This window comes from Mesorhizobium sp. B1-1-8 (assembly GCF_006442795.2).
Taxonomy (GTDB): Bacteria; Pseudomonadota; Alphaproteobacteria; order Rhizobiales; family Rhizobiaceae; genus Mesorhizobium.
Genome location: NZ_CP083956.1, coordinates 3,793,126 through 3,815,230, shown reverse-complemented (window position 1 = coordinate 3,815,230; position 22,105 = coordinate 3,793,126). Strand labels below are relative to the sequence as shown.

Genomic DNA, 22,105 nt, shown 5'->3' with positions numbered 1-22,105 from the left:
TTCATCAATCTCAACGCGGGCGGCAGCGTGATCAATTGGGCTAATTTCATTTCGCAATGCTTCAACGGGCTGGTGCTCGGCGCGCTTCTGGCGCTGATTTCCTCCGGCCTGACGATCATCTACGGCACGCTTGGCGTCCTCAATCTTGCGCATGGCGCGATGTTCATGCTCGGCGGCTATGCCGGCTGGGTCGCCTACGATTATACAGGCTCTTTTATCGTTGCGCTCGTCGCCGGTTCGCTCTTCGTCATGCTGGTCGGCGTGCTGATGGAGCGGCTGATCATTCGCTACTTCTACACGCGTCCGCAAGAGGATCAGATCCTCGTTACCTTCGGTCTCGGTATCGTCTTCGTCGAGGCGGTACGCTTCTTCTTCGGCAGCCTGTCCAAGACGGTGCCGCCACCGGCCCTGTTCCAGGGCATCACCAATTTGGGCTTCATGGTCTATCCGACCTATCGCCTGGCGGCGCTCGGCATCGTCACCGTGTCGCTGCTGGCGCTCTATCTAGTGCTCTATCGCACCCGCATCGGCATGATCGTACGCGCCGGTATCGAGGATTCCGTCATGGTCGGATCGCTGGGCATCGACGTCTACAAGGTCTTCATGCTGGTGTTCGGCATCGGCGCCATGGCGGCGGGCTTCGCCGGCATCGTCAACGCGCCAGTGGTGTCGATTGCGCCGGACGTCGGCGAGGCGATCCTGGTGCAGACCTTCGTTGTGGTCGTCATCGGCGGTGTCGGGTCATTCCCGGGCGCGGTGCTCGGCGGCATCATCGCCGGCGAGATTATCTCCATCACCTCGATGTTCAACCCCGGCTATGCCTATGTCATGCTTTTCGTGGCGATGACCCTCGTGCTGGTGTTCCGTCCTTACGGATTGCTCGGCACGGCAGGCCGCGAGTGAACGCGGTCCGCTCATGAACCAGAAACGCCCCTTCCTCGTCGAGGTGCTGACGGCGATCGCGCTGATCGCCGGGCCCTTCATCCTGCCGCATCTCGGCTTCGCGCCGACAACCATCAACCGTATCCTGATCTGGGGCCTGTTCGGGCTCGGCTTCGACATCCTTTTCGGCTACACCGGCCTGCTTTCCTTCGGCCAGTCAGCCTTCTTCGGCACCGGCGGCATGTTCGCCGCCTACCTGTTGACCGAATTGGACTTTCCATACGTCATGGTGGCGATCATCGTTGGCGCCGTCGCCGCCGGCATCGTCGGCTACCTCGTCGGGCTGGTCGCGCTCAGGCGCACCGGCATCTATTTCGCCATGATCACAGTGGCGATCTCGGAAGTGTTCTTCTTCGTCGAGTTCAACCCGCTGTCGGAGTATACCGGAGGCGAGAACGGGTTGCCGGGCGTGCCGACACCGAGCATCTCGCTTGGCTTTACGACGTTCAGGTTCGATTCCGACTGGACGATGTATATTTTCCTAGCGTTCTGGTATTTCGTCGGTCTGGTGGTTGCGCTGCGCATCGTGCGCTCGCCGGTCGGGGCGATCCTTTCGGCCATCCGCGACAACCCGCTGCGCGCGGCCGCGCTTGGCCATAACATCCACGCCTACAAGCATACAGCGTTCGTGGTGGCCGCGATCTATGCCGGGTTCGCCGGCGGCCTGCTCGGCGTCATGCAGGGCTTCATGCCGCCCGACGCTTTCATGTTCGATACTTCCGGCCAGCTTGTCATGCAGACCGCGATAGGCGGCGCCGGCACGCTGTTCGGGCCGCTGATCGGCGCCACCGTGTGGCTTTTCCTCAGCGATTTCTTCCAGAATGTGCTGCACCTCGGCGCGACATGGAAGCTGGTGCTCGGCATCGTTTTCGTGCTGCTGGTCGTCTTCCTGAGGCGCGGCATCGTTGGCGCCATCGCGGATGTCTACGATCTGGCGACGGGCGCCAGGAAATCCGCCGAGCCGATCGAGGCGACGGCCGCTGCCTCCGCGATCACCCCGGTTGCGCCGGTCGTCGCCGAGGCGATGCCGGCGCGACACCGTCCGACGGACCACGCTTCCGGCCCCATCCTGCAGGCCACGGGGCTGAGCAAGCGCTACGGCGGTCTGATGGCCAACAGCGATATCGATTTCACCATCGGCCACGGTGAGATACGCGGCATCATCGGCCCCAACGGCGCCGGCAAGAGCACCTTCTTCAAGATGCTTACCTGCGAGGTGGCGCCGACCTCAGGCAAAATCGTGTTCGAGGGCCGCGACATCACCGGCATGAGCGTGACGGACGTCTGCCAGCTCGGATTGACCAAAAGCTACCAGATCAACCAGCTCTTCGACCGGCTGACGGTCAGGCAGAACCTGACGATTGCCGCGCTTGGCGAAACCCGCGGCAAGTTCAGGCTCGACCTGTTCCGCAATATCGGCAAGATCCCGGGCCTGAGCGAGCAGGTCGAGCGCACGCTGGCGCTGGTCAACCTGACGCACCGCTTGGACACGCCCGTGTCGGAGCTCGCCTATGGCGAGAAGCGCCGGCTGGAGATCGGGCTGGCGCTGGCGACGTCGCCGAGCCTGCTGCTGCTCGACGAGCCGCTCGCCGGCATGAGCCCGCGCGAGCGCATCGAAACGGTGGCGCTGCTGAAGTCAATCGCGCGCGGCCGCACGATGATCATCATCGACCACGACATGGATTCGCTGTTCGAACTGGTCGAGACGGTCACCGTGCTGCAAGAGGGCCGGGTCCTCGTCCACGGGACGCCGGAAGAGGTCAAGACCAATTCGAAAGTCCAGGAAGCCTATCTCGGCGGCGTTCACGGAGAGATGGCATGAGCCTGCTCGAGGTCAAAGGTCTGAACAGCTATTACGGCGACAGCCACATCCTGTTCGACGTGTCGATGCGGGTGGAGAAGAACGAGGTTGTCGCGCTTCTCGGCCGCAACGGCGCCGGCAAATCGACCACTCTCAAGAGCCTGATGGGTGTCGTCACGCCACGCAGCGGCAGCGTCATGCTCGACGGCGAGGAACTGGCGGGCAGGAAGGCGCACAACATCGCCCGGCTCGGCATGCAGCTGGTGCATGAGGACCGGCGCATCTTCGGCAGCCTGAACGTCGAGGACAACATAATCTTGGCCGGCCTGACCGCCGACAACAAATGGCCGCTCGACCGCATCTACGGCATGTTTCCGCGGCTGAAGGAGCGGCGCACCAGCCGCGGCACGGATCTCTCCGGCGGCGAACAGCAGATGCTGGCGATCGCCCGCGCGCTTGTGCGCGACCCCAAAATCGTCCTGCTCGATGAGCCGTTCGAAGGACTTGCCCCGGTCATCGTGCAGGACCTGGTCAAGGCCTGCCGGGAACTGGCCGATGCCGGACAGACCATCGTGCTGGTGGAACAGAACCTGGCCGCGACGCTGGCGCTCGCAAAGCGCGTCTACATCATCAACAACGGCCACATCGCCCATGAAGGACCGGCCGCCGAGATCAAGGCGCGGCCGGAGCTGCTACAGCGCTATCTCGGCGTCTGAAGCGGTCTTCGCAAAGGATCGTCGAGCCGCCCGAACTGTCGGCGCCGACCGCCGCGATCCTGGTGCCCGCGGGAAATGGCGCAGCTGAACCGACAGGCCTGCAAAAAAGAGCCCGGCGTGGGCGATCACGCCGGGCTTTTCGCGCTGGAGACATGATATTGAAAAGCGGATCAGCTCTTGCGCTGGTTTTCTTCCTCGATCGCCGCCTCGTGGTACCAGCCGTCGACATCGGCATGCGTAGTGCGCAGCGAGGCAAGCTCTGCCGCGAATTTGGCCTTCGCGCCTAAAATTGAGGCAGACGTTCGACCTGCCAGCGGGAACCTCAGGATCTTTGCCGACTGACGCGATTGCGTGGCTTGCATGGCCGACCTCCTTGCTTCTCCGGGAGCCTTGTCGATTCATCTTTTGCCAAGGTAGGTCCTGCGACTCCTTTAGGCAATATGCCTACGAAAAGATCAGTATTTGCCTAGGATTTGTGCAGTATTTGGCCTTGATCGATCCGAGCGCATTGCTGAGGCGGCTCAGCAAATTCACGGCGATCGCGCGGCAATTTTGCTGCATCCGGAGACGCGAGAGTGGCACACGACTTGCTTTTTAACCATCGGCAGGTCGGCTCGGCCCGGCCATGCGTTGATACCGCCACTTTGCGGTGTCCTAGCAAACGAGAGGCACTGGAATGACCAAATACAAGCTCGAGTATATCTGGCTCGACGGCTACACCCCGACGCCCAATCTGCGCGGCAAGACCCAGATCAAGGAATTTGCCGAGTTCCCGACGCTCGAGCAGCTGCCGCTGTGGGGCTTCGATGGCTCCTCGACCATGCAGGCAGAGGGCCGCAGCTCGGATTGCGTGCTGAAGCCGGTGGCGCTCTACCCGGATCCGGCCCGCACCAATGGCGTTCTCGTCATGTGTGAGGTCATGATGCCCGATGGCGTCACGCCGCATGCGTCCAACAGCCGCGCCACCATCCTCGACGACGAGGGCGCCTGGTTCGGCTTCGAGCAGGAGTATTTCTTCTACAAGGACGGCCGTCCGCTCGGCTTCCCGCAGAGCGGCTACCCGGCCCCGCAGGGTCCGTACTACACCGGCGTCGGCTACAAGAATGTCGGCGATGTCGCGCGCCGGATCGTCGAGGAGCATCTCGACCTCTGCCTCGCTGCCGGCATCAACCATGAAGGCATCAACGCCGAAGTGGCCAAGGGCCAGTGGGAGTTCCAGATCTTCGGCAAGGGCTCCAAGCGGGCAGCCGACCAGATGTGGATGGCGCGCTATCTGCTGCTGCGCCTGACCGAAAAATACGGCATCGACATCGAGTTCCACTGCAAACCGCTCGGCGACACCGACTGGAACGGCTCGGGCATGCATTGCAACTTCTCGACCAGCTATATGCGCGAAGTCGGCGGCAAGGCCTATTTCGAGGCGCTGATGGCGCAGTTCGAAAAGAACCTGATGGACCACATCGCCGTATACGGTCCGGACAACGACAAGCGCCTGACCGGCAAGCACGAGACGGCGCCGTGGAACAAGTTCAGCTACGGCGTCGCCGACCGCGGCGCCTCGATCCGCGTGCCGCACTCCTTCATCAAGAACGATTATCGCGGCTATCTCGAGGACCGTCGTCCGAACTCGCAGGGCGACCCCTACCAAATCGCCTCGCAGGTGCTGAAGACGATCTCGCAGGTTTCGACCGAAGCATCGGTTTCGGCGGCAGCCTGATCGTTTGCGGCGCAGACCGCGTCTGCGCTGCAAGCATTCTACGAATCAAAACCCCGGCTTTCGCCGGGGTTCTTTTTTACAATGATTTCTTTCGCTTAGACCGAATAGTACATGTCGTACTCGACCGGATGCGGGGTCATCTCGAAGCGCATCACCTCGGCCATCTTCAGCTCGATGTAAGAGTCGATCTGGTCGTCGTCGAAGACGCCGCCGGCCTTCAGGAAGCCGCGGTCCTTGTCGAGGTTCTGCAGCGCTTCGCGCAGCGAGCCGCAGACGGTCGGGATCTTCTTCAGTTCCTTCGGCGGCAGGTCGTAGAGATCCTTGTCCATCGGCTGTCCCGGATGGATCTTGTTCTTGATGCCGTCGAGGCCGGCCATCAGCATGGCGGCGAAGCCGAGATAGGGGTTGGCGCCGGGATCGGGGAAGCGGACCTCGACGCGCTTCGACTTCGGCGAGGAGCCGAACGGAATGCGGCACGAGGCCGAGCGGTTGCGCGCCGAATAGGCAAGCAGCACCGGCGCCTCATAGCCCGGCACCAGGCGTTTGTAGGAGTTGGTCAGCGGGTTGGTGAAGGCGTTGATCGCCTTGGCGTGCTTGATGATGCCGCCGATATAGAACAGGCAGCTCTCGGACAGGCCGGCATATTCGTTGCCGGCGAAGGTCGGCTTGCCGCCCTTCCAGATCGACTGGTGGACATGCATGCCCGAGCCGTTGTCGCCGAACACCGGCTTCGGCATGAAGGTGGCCGTCTTGCCATAGGCATTGGCGACCTGGTGCACGACATATTTGTAGATCAGCATCTTGTCGGCGTTGCGCACCAGCGTGTCGAACTTGATGCCGAGCTCGTGCTGGGCGGCGGCGACCTCGTGGTGATGCTTTTCGACGCGCACACCCATCTCGGCGAGCACGGTCAGCATTTCGGAACGCATGTCCTGGCAGGAATCGATCGGTGGCACCGGGAAATAGCCGCCCTTGATGCGCGGGCGATGGCCGAGATTGCCGGTCTCGTAATCAGTGTCGTCGTTGGACGGCAGCTCGGTGGAGTCGACGCGGAAGCCGGTGTTGTAGGGGTCCGCCTTGTACTTGACGTCGTCGAACACGAAGAATTCGGCCTCGGGGCCGACGAAGACCTGGTCGCCGATGCCTTCTGCCTTCATGTAGGCCTCGGCCTTTTTGGCGGTGCCGCGCGGGTCGCGGTTATAGGCTTCGCCCGAGATCGGATCGAGGATGTCGCACAGGATGACCATGGTCGACTGGGCGAAGAACGGGTCCATATGCACCGTGTCGGTGTCGGGCATCAGCACCATGTCGGACTCGTTGATCGCCTTCCAGCCGGCGATCGATGAGCCGTCGAACATGACGCCGTCGGCGAACATGTCTTCCTCGACCTCGACGACATCCATCGTCACATGCTGCAGCTTGCCCTTCGGATCTGTGAAGCGCAGGTCGACGAACTTCACGTCGTTGTCCTTGATCTGCTTCATGATGTCTTTGGCTGTCGTCATGTCATGTATCCCTATGTGATGACGTTTTTTGATGATGACGGTTCGGAAAGGGTGGGCGGTGTCAGACGGCGTCCATGCCGGTCTCGCCGGTGCGGATGCGCACGACTTCCTCGATGTTGGAGACGAAGATCTTGCCGTCGCCGATGCGCCCGGTCTGCGCCGCCTTGCGGATGGCCTCGATGGCGCCCTCGACGGCATCGTCGCCGAGCACCACCTCGATCTTCACCTTGGGCAGGAAGTCGACGACATATTCGGCGCCGCGATAAAGTTCGGTATGGCCCTTCTGCCGGCCGAAGCCTTTCGCTTCGGTGACGGTGATGCCTTGCAGTCCGGCCTCCTGAAGCGCTTCCTTCACTTCGTCCAGCTTGAATGGCTTGATGATCGCTTCGATCTTTTTCATGTAGAAAGTGGCCTCCACTGCCAAAAGGACGGGTTGTGCGCCCCGCTTGCGCCTCCATCAAGCACGAACTGTGCCAATTCCTTGCGATTGCAGGCGTTTTCCGACGATTCCGGCGCCATAGCATGCCCCGATGCGAATTCGCATCATTGGCTGCATCGGATGCGTCATGGACGCCCAAAGCCTATACATCGCTCCTCCTCGCGTCTGCGCAAAAAATGGGCAGATGGCGCAATTTGCAGGCAATTTCCCCTCGGATGCGACCGCTTTTGCAAGCGGTGCTGGCCGCCGCGTTTGCTTCGGACCGAAAACTGGACAATGCTTGATTGCATCAGGATCGGCAATCCCATGGGCGCGGCAATCCGATGACCAATGAACTTCTTTCGCCGGCCGAGATGGCCGAGGCCGACCGGCTGGCGATCGCGGCCGGACCGCTCGACGGCTTTGGGCTGATGCGGCGCGCCGGCGAAGCGGTCGCGGCCGTCGTGCTGGCGCGCTACGCGGCTGCAACGAAGGTGCACGTGCTGTGCGGCCCCGGCAACAATGGCGGCGATGGCTATGTCGTGGCCAAGCTGCTGGCAGGGGCGGGCGTCGATGTCGCGATGTGGGTGTCGGGCCGGCCGCGGGCGGGCAGCGATGCCGCGATCGCCGCGGCCGATTGCCTGCTTGAACGGCGGCCGCTTTCGGCGTTCGCCGCCGCACCTGGCTCGATCGTTGTCGACGCACTCTACGGGGCAGGGCTGTCCAAGCCGCTGTCAGGCGATGCCGCCCGGGCTGTCGAGATCGCGACGGACTTGAAGCTACCGGTGGTAGCCGTCGATCTTCCTTCCGGCGTTTCCGGCGAGAGCGGAGTGATCCTCGGCACCGCCTTTCGTGCCACGACCACCGTCACCTTCGCGCGCAAGAAGCCGGGGCATTTGTTGCTGCCGGGGCGCGAGCGGTGCGGCGAGATCGTGCTTGCCGACATCGGCATCGGTGACGCGATCATCGCACAGGTCGCGCCGCAAACCTTCGACAACAACCCGGCCTTGTGGCTCGAGGAGTTTCCGGTTCCGGCGGTCGATGCGCACAAATACCGGCGGGGCCATGTCGGCATCTTTTCCGGTGGACCTTCAGCGACTGGCGCGGCGCGGCTCTCGGCGCTTGCGGCGGCCAGAAGCGGGGCTGGGGCGGTGACCGTTCTGTCGCCGGCCAATGCCATGCAGGTCAATGCCGCGCACCTGACTTCGATCATGCTGCGCAAGGCAGATGCGATCGAGGACGTGCACGACTTTGTCGGCGATCGCCGGGCGTCAAGTTTCGTCCTCGGACCCGGCTTCGGCATCGGCGACAAGGCGCGCGATTTCGCCCTTGCCGTGCTCGCCAGAAAGCGGCAGGACGGCGGCATAGAAGGGCTCGTGCTCGACGCCGACGGCATCACGTCGTTTCGCAATGCCGCCTCGACGCTGTTCGAGGCGGCCGCAAGGCCGGACGCGCCGGCGCTGACGATGACGCCGCATGAGGGCGAATTCGGCCGATTGTTTCCCGAAATCGCAGGTGATGAAGCGCTCTCCAAACTGGCCAAGGCCCGCGCGGCGGCCGTCCGCGCGAACGCCATCCTTGTCTATAAGGGACCGGACACGGTGATCGCCGCGCCCGACGGCAGGGCGGCAATCAACAGCAATGGTGCTCCTTGGCTCGCCACGGCCGGTTCGGGCGATGTTTTGGCTGGTATTATTGCCGGGCTTTTGGCGCAAGGTATGCCGGCCTTCGAGGCGGCATGTGCGGCGGTCTGGATCCATGCCGAGGTCGGCAGCCGGTTCGGCCCAGGGCTGATCGCCGAGGACCTGCCGTCCGCCATGGTCCCGGTGCTGCGCGAGCTCATTGAAGGCCGGGCGGCGGTCAAATGAAGCACGCGGTTCTCTTTGCGATCGCCCGCGGCGCTGCCCTGGAAGAGTAGGCGTTGGCGGCGAATTCAGGCGCCTTGGGGACGATGCAACCCTGCCACGGCGTCAGCCAGCGCTGCGAGCACTCTTTCCTCGCTGACACCGCGCGTATCGCGAACCCAGCTCGGCGTTGAAATCGGCGGCTCGAGAAACCGGACATGGTCGTTCACGGGTCCCGTTTCATAGGAGCGGCTCGATCCGAAGATGAGCACGCAGGGCCCTCCCAAAGCCGCGGCGGCATGGCAGATGCCGCCGTCGACGCCCAGGAACACGGTCGAGGCGGCGATCTGGCACATGGCATCGGTGATGTCGGGGGTCGATGTGAAATCCACCGCCTCCGGAAGTTCTGCCCGGATCTGGGCCGCGGCCGCGCGTTCGCGCGGACCACCGACTAGCCATACCGACCAGCCGCGCCTGGCATGATCCCTGGCGACGGAGATGAAACGTTCCGCCGGCCATGAGCGGAAGTTGGTGAATTCTGACGTGTAAAGAGCCAGCGCCGGCCTTGCCGCGTCGATCCCGTGCCGGATGCGCCATGCCGAGAGTTCCTCAGGCGAAACTGCCATTTGCGGCGCTGGCAATCGCGTATCAGCCGCGGGCCTGGCACCCAGCATGGCAATCGCGCAGACCTGCTCGAACAATCTTGTCTTGCGCGGGCCGAAGGCAACCAGGCTTTTCAGCCAGCCGGCCGGCAGCCGGTTGACGATGCCGAACTGGAGCTCGCGCGGATAGCCGATGCGCTCGGGTATGCCGGCCAGCCACGGCACCAGGGCGGCCTTGGTGCTGCTTGAGAGCAGATAGGCCGCCTGATAGTTTTCTTCGCGAAGCCGGCCCGCCAATCGCCTGCGCTCGCCAATACCGGGTTTCCGATGCCGCTTGTCCAGCGTCCAGGCTTTCCGGACATGCGGCATCAGCCGCGCCAAAGGTGCCGCAAGCGGCGAGGTGATGACGTCGATCGGGTGTCCGGGAAACGTCTTGGCGATGATCTGGATGGCCGAATGGCAGCGGATGAAGTCGCCGATCGCCGGCAGGCAGATGACGAGTATGGGACGCAACGGGAGAAACCTTTTCTATCCGGAACAGCCGCCACAGACGGCGGGCGCGCCGGTGATTTGTCACGGAAGCGCGTTGCCATCAAGGATGCGGGTGTCGTGGCCCCGCCTCATAACGGGATGTTGTCGTGTTTCTTCCAGGGATTCTGCATGTCCTTGTTGCGCAGCATGCGCAGCGCCCGCGCGACGCGGCGCCGCGTCGAGTGCGGCATGATCACCTCGTCGACATAGCCGCGCTCGGCTGCGACGAAGGGCGACAGGAAGCGGTCCTCGTAAGCCTTTGTATGGGCCGCGATCTTTTCCGGATCGCCGATGTCCTTGCGATAGATGATCTCGACCGCACCTCTCGCCCCCATCACCGCGATCTGCGCCGTCGGCCAGGCATAGTTCATGTCGCCGCGCAGGTGCTTTGACGCCATCACGTCATAGGCGCCGCCATAGGCTTTTCTGGTGATCACGGTGATCTTCGGCACGGTCGCTTCGGCATAGGCGAACAACAGCTTGGCGCCGTGCTTGATCAGCCCGCCATATTCCTGCGCGGTGCCGGGCAGGAAGCCCGGGACGTCGACGAAGGTGACGATGGGAATCGAAAAGCAATCGCAAAAACGCACGAAGCGCGCCGCCTTGCGGCTGGCGTCGGAATCGAGCACGCCGGCCAGCACCATCGGCTGGTTGGCGACGAAGCCGACGGTGCGGCCCTCGACGCGGCCGAAGCCGGTGACGATGTTTTTGGCAAAGCTCTGCTGGATCTCGAAGAAGTCGCCTTCATCTGCAACTTTCAGGATCAGCTCCTTGATATCGTAGGGCTTATTGGCGTTGTCCGGGATTAGCCGGTCGAGCGAGAGGTCATGATCCGTCACCGACTGGTAGCACTCGATCTCCGGGATCTCGGCGGTGTTGGAGGCGGGCAGCAGGTCGACCAGCCGGCGCATCTGTAGCAGCGCCTCGACGTCGTTGTCATAGGCGCCGTCGGCGATCGAGGATTTTGTCGTGTGCACCGAGGCGCCGCCGAGGCTTTCCGCGGTCACCGTCTCGTTGGTCACTGTCTTCACCACGTCCGGCCCGGTGACGAACATGTAGGAGGTGTCGCGCACCATGAAGATGAAATCGGTCATCGCCGGCGAATAGACGTCGCCGCCGGCGCAAGGGCCCATGATCAGCGAGATCTGCGGGATGACGCCCGAGGCAAGCACGTTGCGCTGAAAGATTTCGGCATAGCCGCCGAGCGCCGCCACGCCTTCCTGGATGCGGGCGCCGCCGGCATCGTAGAGGCCGATGATCGGCGCGCGGTTGCGCAACGCCATCTCCTGAACCTTTACGACTTTCTCGGCATGCGCTTCCGACAGCGAACCGCCGAACACGGTGAAATCCTTGGCGAAGAGGTAAACCGGGCGGCCGTTGACGGTACCCCAGCCGGTGACGACGCCGTCGCCGGCGATCTTGGTCTTCTCCATGCCGAAATCGGTCGAGCGGTGCTCGACATACATGTCGAACTCCTCGAACGAGCCTTCGTCGAGAAAGACCTCGATGCGCTCGCGGGCGGTCAGCTTGCCTTTCCTGTGCTGCGCGTCGATGCGGTCCTTGCCGCCGCCCATGCGGGCGATCTCGCGGCGGCGCTCGAGTTCCTTCAGCACGTCCTTCATCGCCGGTCTCCCATGCGCGATAACTTCTTGGCAGGCGTTCGCCAGATATGGCAGAATAAACCTATGAAGAACAACGTCGAAATATCCGAGGATCTGAACCGCAGGATCGAAATGTTGACCTCGCGCTCGACGCTCACTCGCGATCAGATCATCGAGGACGCCCTGTCCCATGGCCGTTCCCTGGCGTGGCAGGAAAAGTGGATCTCCGGCGTTCAAGCGGGTACCGAAGCCGCCGACCGTGGCGACTTTGCAAACGAAGAAGAGATAGCGGCCGTCCTCAATAAATACAGTCAGGTATGAGGCTTTGTGCGAATTGTCTGGACCAGACACTATCTGATCGAGCTTGCCTCAATCGGCGATTACATCGGCCAGCATAATCCGCGGGCCGCGGCCCGGGTTGTCAACGAAATCCATTCAAAGACTGCGCGGTTGTTATCCGCCAATCCATTTATCGGACGCGTCGGTGAGATCGAAGGCACGCGCGAACTGGTGATTCCCGGCACACCTTACATTGTCGCGTATCGGGTGAGGGACACTCAAATAGAAATTCTGTTCGTCCAGCACGGTGCAAGGAAATGGCCGGATGAAGTTTGAGCGGATATTCACGGCTGCTCGTTTGTCCGGTTTTTGCTGCATCGCAACATGGAGCCCTTGCATTTCATGCCAAACTCCGCCATATGCAGCAACATAGGCGCTTGGGCCGGGATATCCGGTCTTCTCGACGAATGAGACTGGTTGCGTCTGTTTTCCCTCTTGTCCCACAAATCGGCTTAAGCTCGATCGGCAAGCTGGCGAAAAAGCCCCGTGGCATGAAGCCTGCGGGCACGACAGCGCAGCCGCGCGGACGAACCTGTCCGCCGCCTTGTCGTTTCCTGACAATGTATTCGACGGCAGGTTGCGCCCTGCCGCCATCGATGTTTGCGGCCGCAAGCCGCGTGAAAGAAGATTATTTTGACCAACGAAAACATAGCGGAACTGAACGGTTTCGCAGCACTTGGAATCACCGGTGCGCTGCTGAAGGCGACTCATGCCGCCGGCCTCACCAATCCGAAGCCGATCCAGATGCAGGCGATCCCGCCGCAGATGGAAGGCCGTGACATTTTCGGCATCGCCCAGACCGGCTCGGGCAAGACGGCGGCCTTCGCGCTGCCGATCCTCTCCAAGATCATCGGGCTTGGCACCAAGCGCCGGCCCAAGACGGCGCGTGCGCTGATCCTGGCGCCGACGCGCGAACTCGCCGTGCAGATCGAGGACACCATCAAGATCCTGGCCAAGGGGGCGCATGTCTCGACCGCGCTGGTGCTTGGCGGCGTCTCGCGCTTCAGCCAGGTGAAGAAGGTTGCGCCCGGCGTCGACATCCTGATCGCCACGCCCGGCCGGCTGACCGACCTGGTGCGCGAGGGCGATCTCATCCTCGCCGACACCAAATGGCTGGTGCTGGATGAAGGCGACCGCATGCTCGACATGGGCTTCATCAACGACGTCAAGCGCATCGCCAAGGCGACGGCGCCCGACCGCCAGACGGTGCTATTTTCGGCCACGATGCCGAATGAAATCGCCGAACTGGCGAAGGGCCTTTTGAAGAATCCGATCCGCGTCGAAGTGGCGCCGCAGAGCACTGCGGCGGCCGAGATCGTGCAGAGCCTGGTGCTCGCCCGCACCAAGCAGAAGCGCCAGGTGCTATCCAAAATGCTTGCCGACGAGGCGATGAAGTCCGTCATCATTTTTTCGCGCACCAAGCACGGTGCCGACCGGGTGACCAAGGACCTCGAGCGCGACGGCTTCAAGGCCGCCGTGATCCACGGCAACAAATCGCAGAATGCCCGCCAGAAGGCGCTCAACGATTTCCGTGAAGGATCGGTGCGCATCCTGGTCGCCACCGACATCGCGGCGCGCGGCATCGACGTGCCCGGCATCAGCCATGTCGTGAATTTTGACCTGCCGGACGAAGCCGAAAGCTACGTCCACCGTATTGGCCGCACCGGCCGCAACGGCATGGACGGCATCGCCATCACGCTTTGCGATCCTTCCGAGAACGCCAAGCTGCGCCAGGTTGAGCGGATCATCCGCACCAAGCTGCCCGTCGTTGCCGACCACCTCGGCAGCCCCGACCCGCAGCGCAATCCAGCGGAGAAGAACGAACGCCATTTCGAGTCGGTCAATGATCGCGAGCATCACGGCGCCCGCCGTGACGGTCGGCGCCCCGGCGGCGGCAAAGGTTCCGGCAAGCAGCGCTTCGGCGCCGGCGGCGAGAGGGCGTTTTCCGGCAAGCCCTCCGGCGACCAGGCCGGCAAGCCGCAGGGCGAGCGCAAGCCTGACGGTGTCAAGCGCTTCAAGGGCAACAACAAGCGCCGTTTCGGCGGCAAGCGTCCGGCCAACCGGGCGGCTTGAGCTGACGGACCGGCCCGTTCTGGGTCAACGCCGTCTAGGATAATTGGAGGCGGCCGGAGCGATGGCTCCGGCCGCTTTTCGTGTGTGCCGAGCATGATCGACAGCTTGGAGGTGTGAGTCCTCTACCCAGCCTGATGACGGCGAAGGGTTAGCGAAGCGCAAGGGCGTCGTCGTGAGGCGGGGTCTGAAGGAAGCGTGGAGCAAACCCGCGACCCGATGGACAAGAACCGGATATGAGGCCTACCCGGCCGGACGAGCGGGCACGTGACCGCGAAGTCCATGGTCATCAAGGGCCGGGGTGGTAAATCCGGCGGGTGTGCGGGGAAGGCGGTCGATCTTACCTCGGGAGATCTGCGCCGTGTCCGGAATTCCGGACTGAGCCCGCCGTGAGGCGTGCCGATCGCGGCGCAGAAGTCAGCAGAGGGCATAGTAGCCGCCGGGCTTGCCCGGAGGCGAAGGCTCGAACGGTTGGAAGGACGAGTAGGACGGAGTTCTCGCATTGGCCATGCGGCGGAAAACCCAGCTTGAGCTGGCCTTCTCCGAGATGGGAGCGGGTGAAGCCCGCGACCGCTCTGGGGCAGGGACCGAAGCCCGTGCGGCGAACGCCGCCTCCGAAAGCCCGGCGGCGATGGCCGGACCGTGCATGGAAGCGATTGTCGAGCGCGACAATCTGAGGAAGGCGCTGGCGCAGGTCCGGCGCAACAAGGGAGCGCCGGGGATCGACGGCATGAGTGTCGAGGCCTTGGCGCTGCATCTGAAAGACCACTGGCCCGAACTTCGTGCCCAATTGCTCGAAGGCTCCTACAAGCCGCAACCGGTGCGGCGCGTCGAAATCCCGAAGGCGTCCGGCGGCACCCGTCCGCTCGGCATCCCGACAGTGCTCGACCGCTTTATCCAGCAGGCGGTGATGCAGGAGCTGCAGGACGCATGGGATGACGGGTTCAGCGCGTCGAGCTACGGGTTCCGACCCGCACGCTCGGCACATCAGGCGGTTGCCGCGGCGCAAGCGTTCATCGCGTCGGGCCACCGCATCGTGGTGGACATCGACCTGGAGAAGTTCTTCGACCGGGTCAACCACGACATCCTGATGGGGCTGGTGGCCAAGCGGGTATCCGATCCGCGCCTCCTTCGTCTGATCCGGGGCTTTCTGACCTCGGGAGTGCTCGAAGGCGGGCTGGTCGGCCCAATCGATGAGGGAACGCCGCAAGGCGGCCCGCTCTCGCCGCTGCTGTCGAATCTGATGCTGGACGAACTCGACAAGGAACTGGAGCGACGCAAGCATTGCTTCGTGCGTTACGCCGACGACTGCAACATCTATGTGCGCAGTGTGCGGGCGGGTGAACGGGTGATGGCCAGCGTCGAACGCTTCCTCGACAGGCGTCTGAAGCTGAAGGTCAACACGCACAAGAGCGCGGTCGCCCCGTCGCACCGGCGCAAGTTCCTCGGCTTCAGCTTCACGGACGAGAAGACGCCAAGGCGTCGGATCGCGCCTGAGGCGGTCGCCCGGTTCAAGGAGCGCGTGCGGGTGCTGACGATGCGGACGCGGGGCGCAAGCCTCGTGCTGATAGCCAAGGAGCTGTCGACCTATCTGAAAGGATGGCGCGGCTACTTCGGCTTTTGCGAAACCCCGTCGGTGCTGCGCGACCTCGACCGGTGGATCAGGCGAAGGCTGCGATCCATCGCATGGAAACAGTGGACGCGCGGGCGCACCCGCTTCGCGGAGCTGCGGCGCCGGGGTGTCGGGCGCGAGCTGGCGGCACAAACCGCCGGCAGTGCGCACGGTCCCTGGCGCATCAGCAACAGTCCCGCGCTCGCCATTGCCCTGCCAAATGCTTTCCTCGCAAGCATCGGCCTCGCTTCCATCGAACCCGCCAAGACCGCATAACCAATCGAACCGCCCTGTACGGACCCGTACGCAGGGTGGTGTGGGAGGGGAGGAGCCGCGAGGCTTCCCCCTATCCCGATTCAAGGATTTGCCTGCTGCTGCGTCAGCGCCTTGACCCACACCTCGATCCGTTCGGCCAGAAAACTCGTGGTCGACGGCGACAGCGCATCGCCGGCAATGACGTGGTTGTCCGGATCGCCGGTATCCTCGACCGGCACCAGCTCGTGCGGACCGCCCCAGCGGCCGGCGATCTCGCGCGTGCGGTCGGGCCGCACCACCTTGTCCGCATCCGAGAAGATGAACAAAGCAGGGATGGTCGTCTTCTCGACCGGCGCGCCGTAGGCAAGGTCTGTGAGCGCGGCCATCGGCAGGGTCGCGGCCATCGGGTATTTATAGGTCCAGAACTTCGCATGCAGTGCATTGCGCGGCGTGAAGCTGCGCTCCTTGCCACCGACAAGTTCGGCGATCTGCCTGCCCCAGGGCATGGTCAGAACCTCTGCGCCGGACGCCTTGACGCCGAAATTCGGCGAGATGAACGCGATCGCGGCGACGCCGTCGGAGGTGCCCGGCTGGGTTGCGGCCCATGCCGCCAGCGAGCCACCGCTCGAGGTGCAGATCACGATCACCTTGTCGCCGATCGCCCGGCCGATCGCCAGCGCCTCCTCATAGTCGTTGATCCAGGCATTGACACTGCCCTTGGCCATCGCCGCGCCATCCTGCCCGTGGCCGGTCAGGCGCGTGTAGAAGAGATTGGCGTCAAGCGCATCGGCGACATCGTCCGGCAGCGGGCGAACCTCGCCCTTGGAAGCCGAAAAGCCGTGGATGTAGACGATCGAAAGCTTCGTCTTGGCGTGAACCATCGGGTTCGCCCAGATGATTTCCTTGTCCAGTCCGTCGCGGATATTGGGCACGGCGGCCTCTTCGTGCGCCAGATAGGCCTGCGGATCGTCGCCGATCGCCGAAGGATCGAAACGGATTGTCGTGTCGGCCGCTACGCGCGGACCGAGAAAGAAGCCAACGACAAGGATGACGGCAAGGCCAAGCACAGCAAGCACGATCCGTCGCCCCATGGCAGACTCCAACCAATAATTTTTCAACCTGCGGCCGTACCGGCCGGCAGGCAATCGTCGCTTCGCCGGCTTAACTCGCCTCGTCCGATGTCTTGCTCGGCAGCTTGCGGTCAAAATTCAGCGGCCTGGCTTTCCAGCCGGTCGTCAGGCCGATCACCCAGCGGCAGATCGGCCGCGGCAGCAGGCCAAGCAGCTTCAGCGGCCAGCTTATGTGGTAGGGAAAGGTAACCTCGAAGCCGCCCTTCCTGATGCCGCGCGCCATGCGGCGCGAGGCGCGCTGCACGGGCATCAGGCCAGGCATCGGCAGCATGTTCTTTTCCGTCAGCGAGGTGTCGACGAAGCCCGGGTTTATCACCTGGACGCGGATGTTCATTTTGTCGAAGTCGTATTTCAGCGATTCCGCCAGGATGTTGATCGCCGCCTTGGTGCCGCCATAGGCCGCGGTGGTCGGCCATCCCGAATAGGCGGTGACCGAACCGACCAGGACGACATGGCCGCGCGAGCGCACCCGCATATAATCGACGACGGGCACAACGCCGTTGACGATGCCAAAATAGTTGACGGCGAAGGAGCGGTGGAAATCGCGCACGACGAGGTTTTCGCCGGGGGTGGCGATGTAGTTTCCGGCATTGAAGACGGCGAGCACGATCGGCCCCATCTCCTTCTCGATCGCTGCGACCGTCTGCGCCATGCCTTGCTCGTCGGTGACGTCGCACGGGAAGGATTTTACATGCCCGGGCATCTGCGCCGTCTCGACCAGCAGCGTATCGACCGGATCGTCCGGCAGCGCCGTTACCGCGACAGCGTACCCCTGCGCTGCGAGGTTCTTGGCTAACGATCGGCCCAGGCCGCTGCTGCCGCCGGTAATCCAGGCGACGCCGTCTTTCGGGTTGGCCCGGTAGAGTGCCATGCGAAGTCCTGCGAATGTGTCGGTAGTGCTCTAGCGATGAAAAAATCGAATGGAAAGGGCGCTTCTGCGCACATTGTTGAAATCGTCGCGGGGACCGCGAGAGCGGGCCGGGAAGGATTGCAGCGCGCGGAATGCGACTGGACCAGGCAAATTCTTGCCTTGAAACCGCAGCTTCTGGTTTCTAGGGTCCTCGCCGCACACATAAAGGAATCCCACATGCCCCGTTCTGTGATCGAAGCGATCGGCAACACGCCCTTGATTCGGCTCAACAAGGCTTCGGAAGCGACCGGCTGTGAGATCCTCGGCAAGGCCGAATTCATGAATCCAGGACAATCGGTGAAAGATCGGGCCGGCCTTTTCATCATCCGCGATGCCGAGCAGCGCGGCCTGCTCAAGCCCGGCGGGCTCGTCGTGGAAGGCACTGCCGGCAACACTGGCATCGGTTTGACGCTGGTCGCCAAGGCGCTCGGCTATCGCACCGTCATCGTCATCCCCGACACGCAGAGCCAGGAAAAGAAGGACACGATCAAGATCCTGGGCGCCGAGCTCATCGAAGTTCCGGCCGTTCCCTACAAGAACCCCAACAACTACATAAAACTGTCCGGCCGTCTTGCCGCGCAACTGGCACGCTCCGAGCCCAACGGCGCAATCTGGGCCAACCAGTTCGATAATGTCGCCAACCGCGATGGTCACGTCCGCACGACCGCGCAGGAAATCTGGGCCCAGACAGGCGGCAAGATCGACGGCTTCGTTTCGGCGGTCGGCTCTGGCGGCACGCTCGCCGGTGTCGCGCTCGGGCTCAAGGGCCAGAGCAAGGACGTCAAGATCGCGCTCGCTGATCCGCTGGGCGCCGCGCTCTACAGTTTCTACACCAGTGGTGAATTGAAATCCGATGGCAACTCGATCACCGAAGGCATCGGGCAGGGCCGCATCACCGCCAATCTCGAGGGGTTCACGCCGGACTTTTCCTACCAGATCCCGGACGAGGAAGCGCTGCCGATCATCTTCGATCTGATCCAGGAAGAGGGGCTCTGCGTCGGCGGCTCGACCGGCATCAACATCGCCGGCGCCATCCGGCTGGCGCGTGAGCTTGGACCGGGCCACACCATCGTGACGATTCTTGCCGACTACGGCACACGCTATCAGTCGAAGCTGTTCAATCCCGCCTTCCTGCGCGAAAAGAATCTTCCAGTGCCGGGCTGGATGGAAGAGAAGACAGAGATTTCGGTGCCGTTCGAAAAGGTGGCGTGATGGCGAGGACGACGCAAGCGCTGTTTCGCGACGACGCCTATCTGAAGGCGGCGGATGCCACGGTCGTCGCCGTCAATGAGCGCGGCGGCATTATTCTCGACCGGACGATCTTCTACGCCACTTCGGGCGGGCAGCCGGGCGACACCGGAACGTTCGAACGCGCCGACGGCAGCCGTATCGCGGTTGCCGCCACCATCACCGGCGAGACCAAGGACGAGATCATCCATGTGCCGGCGGCCGAGCAGGCGCTGCCCACGGTCGGCGAGACGCTGAAGCTTGCGATCGACTGGCAGCGGCGGCATCTTTTGATGCGCATGCACTCGGCCTGTCATCTGCTCACCGTCGTCTGCCCGTTCCCGATCACCGGGGCCGCGGTCTCCGAGGATGACAGCCGTGTCGACTTCGACATCCCCGACGCCTTCTTCACCAAGGAGGAGGTGACAGCGCGGCTGATAGAGCTGGTGCGCGCCGATCATCCGATCTTCACCCGATTGATCACCGACGAGGAACTTGCCGCCAATCCCGGCCTGGTCAAATCGAAGAACGTGCGGCCGCCCGTCGGCACCGGCAGGATCCGCCTGGTCTGCATCGGCGAAAATGCTGCGATCGACAGCCAGCCTTGCGGCGGCACCCATGTGAAGAGCAGCGGCGAGATCGGCGAGATCCATATCGGCAAGATCGAAAAGAAGGGCCGCGAGAACCGGCGCTTCCGCATTCGCTTCGGGCCGATGCCGGCGAACTGACGGCGAACAAGGGCAGGAGCGAGAAAATGGCCGAAGACAGTCCTTTCATCGTCGACGCGGATTGGCTCGAAGAGCGACTGGGACAGCCCGGCCTGACCATCATCGACGCTTCCTGGTATCTGCCGGCGCAAAAGCGCGACGCACGCGCCGAATATGATGCGGCGCATATTCCGGGTGCGCGGTTCCTCGATCAGGACGCCGTTTCAGACCCGGATTCCAAGCTGCCGCACACATTGGCGTCACCTCAATATTTCGCCCAATATGTCGGCGCCATGGGCGTCTCGGTTGACGACACGATCGTCGTCTATGACGGCCCGGGTTTGTTTTCGGCGCCGCGCGGCTGGTGGATGTTCCGGGTCATGGGCGTCTCCCAGGTCTACATCCTGAATGGCGGCTTCGATCGCTGGAAGGCCGAAGGCCGTCCGGTCACCGCGGAGCAGACGAAGATCGCGCCCTGCATCTTCCAGGCTGATTTCGATGCAAGCAGGGTCGTCGGCCTCGACGAGATGCGCCGGATCGTCGACAGGCACGAAAGCCAGATCGCCGACGCTCGATCGGCCGGCCGTTTCGCCGGAACCGACCCTGAGCCACGCCCCGGTGTTCGTTCCGGTCATATGCCGGGCGCGCGCAATGTGCCGATTGCGGCCCTTGCCGAGAACGGCGAGCTGCTGCCCAGGGATCGGCTTCGCAAGGTAATCGAGGATGCCGGAATTGATCTCACGAGGCCGGTCGTCACATCCTGCGGCTCGGGCATCACCGCGGCCGCGATCACGCTGGCGCTGGAGACGCTTGGTCACACCGATAACAGGCTTTACGACGGTTCATGGACCGAGTGGGGCGGACTAGGCGATACGCCGGTGGTGACGGGCAAGGAATGACGGCGATGGAAAACGGCGCGCTGAAGGATATCGAGGTCACCGTCACGTTTCTCGAAATGCATGCGCCGCCGGCGGCATCGCCGCCGGCGCCCTACAACCGCCAGATCGCGCTGTTGAAGACCAAGGACATCCCGCTGCATTTCTACCGCTATCTGATGGATCGCGTCGGCCGCAAATGGCATTGGGTCAATGTGCTGAGGCTGAGCGACGAGGAACTGGCGGCCGGCCTGCACCGCGAGGACCGCGACATCAGGGTGCTTTATCTCGATGGTTCCCCCGCCGGTTTCTTCGATCTCAAGCCGCATCTGCCGGAGGAAGTGGAGCTTGCATATTTCGGCATGATGGAACATGCGCACGGCCAGGGCATCGGCCGCTGGTTCCTGGGCGCCGCCATCTCCGCTGCCTGGGCGCACGGGCCGAAGCGCGTCACCGTGCAGACCTGCACGCTCGACCATCCCGCGGCTCTGCCGCTTTACCAGAAGCTCGGCTTCGCGCCGGTGGCGCAGAAGAAGGAAGTCGTGCATCCGATGAGCTTCGTCGAACGCTCGGCGAGCGTTATGAGGCCATGATTTCTACCGGCTGAACTTGCGGTTTATCCGCGGTCCCCGGGAACGCGCCTCGGCCTGCTGCGCAGGAATCGGGTGGGAGGCAGTTTCGGCAAGGCATAATTTCCGGCCATTGACACCGGGAGATTTGCCATGGGCATCCAGTTCAAAGCCTTGCCGACCGAAAACGTTCGCGCCCTGCAGCGGGGAGGTCCCGACGCCTACGGCCGCGCGCCCGAACAAAAGATTTCCGACGGCGACGGCGTGCCATGCCGGCACTGCCTGAAGAACGTTGCCGCCGGTGATACCTATCTCATCGTCGCATACCGACCGTTCCCCGAATTGCAGCCTTATGCCGAGACCGGGCCGATCTTCCTGCATGCGGATGAGTGCGAACGCGCTCCCGACGAGGATGCGCTCCCCGAAATGCTCCAAAGCAGCGACTACATCGTGCGCGGCTACGGCAGCGACGACCGCATCGTCTATGGCAGCGGCGCGGTCACTCCGACCGGCGATATCGCGGTCCGCGCGCAGACGCTGCTCGAGCGCGACGACATCGCCTACATCCATGTCCGCTCGGCACGCAACAATTGCTACCAGTGCCGCATCGTGCGGGCTTGAGACGGAAAAAAAGCCCGCCGATGGTCTGGCGGGCCGTTGGGAGTTGGTCTTTGACAGAAGCCTTCAGGCAAATCCGCCAGCGGGCCGGCTATTCGTCGGCACCGGTGGCGGCA

General features: G+C 63.2%; 21 protein-coding genes. 14 read left to right on the top strand and 7 right to left on the bottom strand.

Features of this window, described 5'->3' with window-relative positions; genetic code table 11:
• The first annotated feature begins 27 nt into the window (after positions 1-27).
• From FJ974_RS18485 to FJ974_RS18475, 3 genes are read left to right on the top strand one after another with little or no spacing between them, the layout of a single operon-like run.
• Entirely contained in the window at positions 28-903 is an 876-nt protein-coding gene (locus FJ974_RS18485) for a branched-chain amino acid ABC transporter permease (protein ID WP_140538686.1), read from the top strand.
• A gap of 13 nt (positions 904-916) precedes the next feature.
• Positions 917-2,764 carry an ABC transporter permease subunit gene (locus FJ974_RS18480; RefSeq protein WP_140538648.1) on the top strand — a complete coding sequence of 616 codons (1,848 nt, stop codon included), beginning with the start codon at positions 917-919 and terminating at the stop codon, positions 2,762-2,764.
• Positions 2,761-3,459 carry an ABC transporter ATP-binding protein gene (locus FJ974_RS18475; protein WP_140538647.1) on the top strand — a complete coding sequence of 233 codons (699 nt, stop codon included), beginning with the start codon at positions 2,761-2,763 and terminating at the stop codon, positions 3,457-3,459. Before FJ974_RS18480 ends, FJ974_RS18475 begins: the two co-directional genes overlap by 4 nt.
• Before the next feature lie 170 nt (positions 3,460-3,629).
• On the opposite strand, the gene FJ974_RS18470 is transcribed toward FJ974_RS18475, so the two are convergent.
• Positions 3,630-3,821: a DUF2735 domain-containing protein gene (locus FJ974_RS18470; RefSeq protein WP_140538646.1), complete on the bottom strand. Its 192-nt coding sequence runs from the start codon at positions 3,819-3,821 to the stop codon at positions 3,630-3,632.
• Between the two features lie 314 nt (positions 3,822-4,135).
• Here FJ974_RS18470 and FJ974_RS18465 point away from each other — a divergent pair, with 314 nt between their 5' ends.
• Complete coding sequence (locus FJ974_RS18465; RefSeq protein WP_140538645.1) at positions 4,136-5,176, top strand: glutamine synthetase beta-grasp domain-containing protein; 1,041 nt, start codon at positions 4,136-4,138, stop codon at positions 5,174-5,176.
• Between the two features lie 95 nt (positions 5,177-5,271).
• On the opposite strand, the gene glnA is transcribed toward FJ974_RS18465, so the two are convergent.
• Both glnA and FJ974_RS18455 read right to left on the bottom strand, forming a co-directional pair.
• Entirely contained in the window at positions 5,272-6,681 is a 1,410-nt protein-coding gene (glnA, locus tag FJ974_RS18460) for a type I glutamate--ammonia ligase (RefSeq protein ID WP_140538644.1), read from the bottom strand.
• A gap of 61 nt (positions 6,682-6,742) precedes the next feature.
• Positions 6,743-7,081, bottom strand: coding sequence for a P-II family nitrogen regulator (locus FJ974_RS18455; RefSeq protein WP_006205430.1), 339 nt, complete (start codon positions 7,079-7,081; stop codon positions 6,743-6,745).
• Positions 7,082-7,443: 362 nt separating this feature from the next.
• Here FJ974_RS18455 and FJ974_RS18450 point away from each other — a divergent pair, with 362 nt between their 5' ends.
• Positions 7,444-8,967, top strand: coding sequence for an NAD(P)H-hydrate dehydratase (locus FJ974_RS18450; RefSeq protein WP_140538643.1), 1,524 nt, complete (start codon positions 7,444-7,446; stop codon positions 8,965-8,967).
• A gap of 65 nt (positions 8,968-9,032) precedes the next feature.
• Here the strand turns inward: FJ974_RS18450 and waaF are convergent, their stop codons facing one another.
• Complete coding sequence (gene waaF, locus FJ974_RS18445) at positions 9,033-10,058, bottom strand: lipopolysaccharide heptosyltransferase II (RefSeq protein WP_140538642.1); 1,026 nt, start codon at positions 10,056-10,058, stop codon at positions 9,033-9,035.
• A 107-nt stretch (positions 10,059-10,165) separates the two neighbouring features.
• Positions 10,166-11,698: an acyl-CoA carboxylase subunit beta gene (locus FJ974_RS18440; protein WP_140538641.1), complete on the bottom strand. Its 1,533-nt coding sequence runs from the start codon at positions 11,696-11,698 to the stop codon at positions 10,166-10,168.
• A 63-nt stretch (positions 11,699-11,761) separates the two neighbouring features.
• Here FJ974_RS18440 and FJ974_RS18435 point away from each other — a divergent pair, with 63 nt between their 5' ends.
• The 4 genes from FJ974_RS18435 to ltrA all read left to right on the top strand — a co-directional run bounded on the left by FJ974_RS18435 (position 11,762) and on the right by ltrA (position 15,974).
• A complete protein-coding gene (locus tag FJ974_RS18435) occupies positions 11,762-11,998 on the top strand; it encodes a transcriptional regulator (protein ID WP_140538640.1) in 237 nt (78 codons plus the stop codon).
• A gap of 6 nt (positions 11,999-12,004) precedes the next feature.
• On the top strand, positions 12,005-12,292 hold the full coding sequence (locus FJ974_RS18430) for a type II toxin-antitoxin system RelE/ParE family toxin (RefSeq protein WP_140538639.1): 288 nt from the start codon (positions 12,005-12,007) through the stop codon (positions 12,290-12,292).
• A 357-nt stretch (positions 12,293-12,649) separates the two neighbouring features.
• The gene (locus tag FJ974_RS18425; protein ID WP_181177312.1) at positions 12,650-14,089 is read left to right on the top strand and encodes a DEAD/DEAH box helicase; all 1,440 of its coding nucleotides are present in this window, start codon (positions 12,650-12,652) and stop codon (positions 14,087-14,089) included.
• A gap of 505 nt (positions 14,090-14,594) precedes the next feature.
• A complete protein-coding gene (ltrA, locus tag FJ974_RS18420) occupies positions 14,595-15,974 on the top strand; it encodes a group II intron reverse transcriptase/maturase (protein ID WP_226891292.1) in 1,380 nt (459 codons plus the stop codon).
• Positions 15,975-16,054: 80 nt separating this feature from the next.
• On the opposite strand, the gene FJ974_RS18415 is transcribed toward ltrA, so the two are convergent.
• The gene (locus FJ974_RS18415) at positions 16,055-17,044 is read right to left on the bottom strand and encodes an alpha/beta hydrolase (RefSeq protein ID WP_140538450.1); all 990 of its coding nucleotides are present in this window, start codon (positions 17,042-17,044) and stop codon (positions 16,055-16,057) included.
• A gap of 70 nt (positions 17,045-17,114) precedes the next feature.
• Positions 17,115-17,954 carry an SDR family oxidoreductase gene (locus tag FJ974_RS18410; protein ID WP_140538449.1) on the bottom strand — a complete coding sequence of 280 codons (840 nt, stop codon included), beginning with the start codon at positions 17,952-17,954 and terminating at the stop codon, positions 17,115-17,117.
• Positions 17,955-18,170: 216 nt separating this feature from the next.
• Here FJ974_RS18410 and FJ974_RS18405 point away from each other — a divergent pair, with 216 nt between their 5' ends.
• The 5 genes from FJ974_RS18405 to FJ974_RS18385 all read left to right on the top strand — a co-directional run bounded on the left by FJ974_RS18405 (position 18,171) and on the right by FJ974_RS18385 (position 21,992).
• Complete coding sequence (locus FJ974_RS18405) at positions 18,171-19,205, top strand: cysteine synthase A (RefSeq protein WP_140538448.1); 1,035 nt, start codon at positions 18,171-18,173, stop codon at positions 19,203-19,205.
• A complete protein-coding gene (locus FJ974_RS18400) occupies positions 19,205-19,948 on the top strand; it encodes an alanyl-tRNA editing protein (protein WP_140538447.1) in 744 nt (247 codons plus the stop codon). Before FJ974_RS18405 ends, FJ974_RS18400 begins: the two co-directional genes overlap by 1 nt.
• Before the next feature lie 26 nt (positions 19,949-19,974).
• Positions 19,975-20,826, top strand: a complete 852-nt coding sequence (sseA, locus tag FJ974_RS18395; protein ID WP_140538446.1) for a 3-mercaptopyruvate sulfurtransferase — start codon at positions 19,975-19,977, stop codon at positions 20,824-20,826.
• A 5-nt stretch (positions 20,827-20,831) separates the two neighbouring features.
• On the top strand, positions 20,832-21,395 hold the full coding sequence (locus FJ974_RS18390; protein WP_140538454.1) for a GNAT family N-acetyltransferase: 564 nt from the start codon (positions 20,832-20,834) through the stop codon (positions 21,393-21,395).
• A 129-nt stretch (positions 21,396-21,524) separates the two neighbouring features.
• Entirely contained in the window at positions 21,525-21,992 is a 468-nt protein-coding gene (locus FJ974_RS18385; protein WP_140538445.1) for a DUF1203 domain-containing protein, read from the top strand.
• Positions 21,993-22,105: the final 113 nt, after the last annotated feature.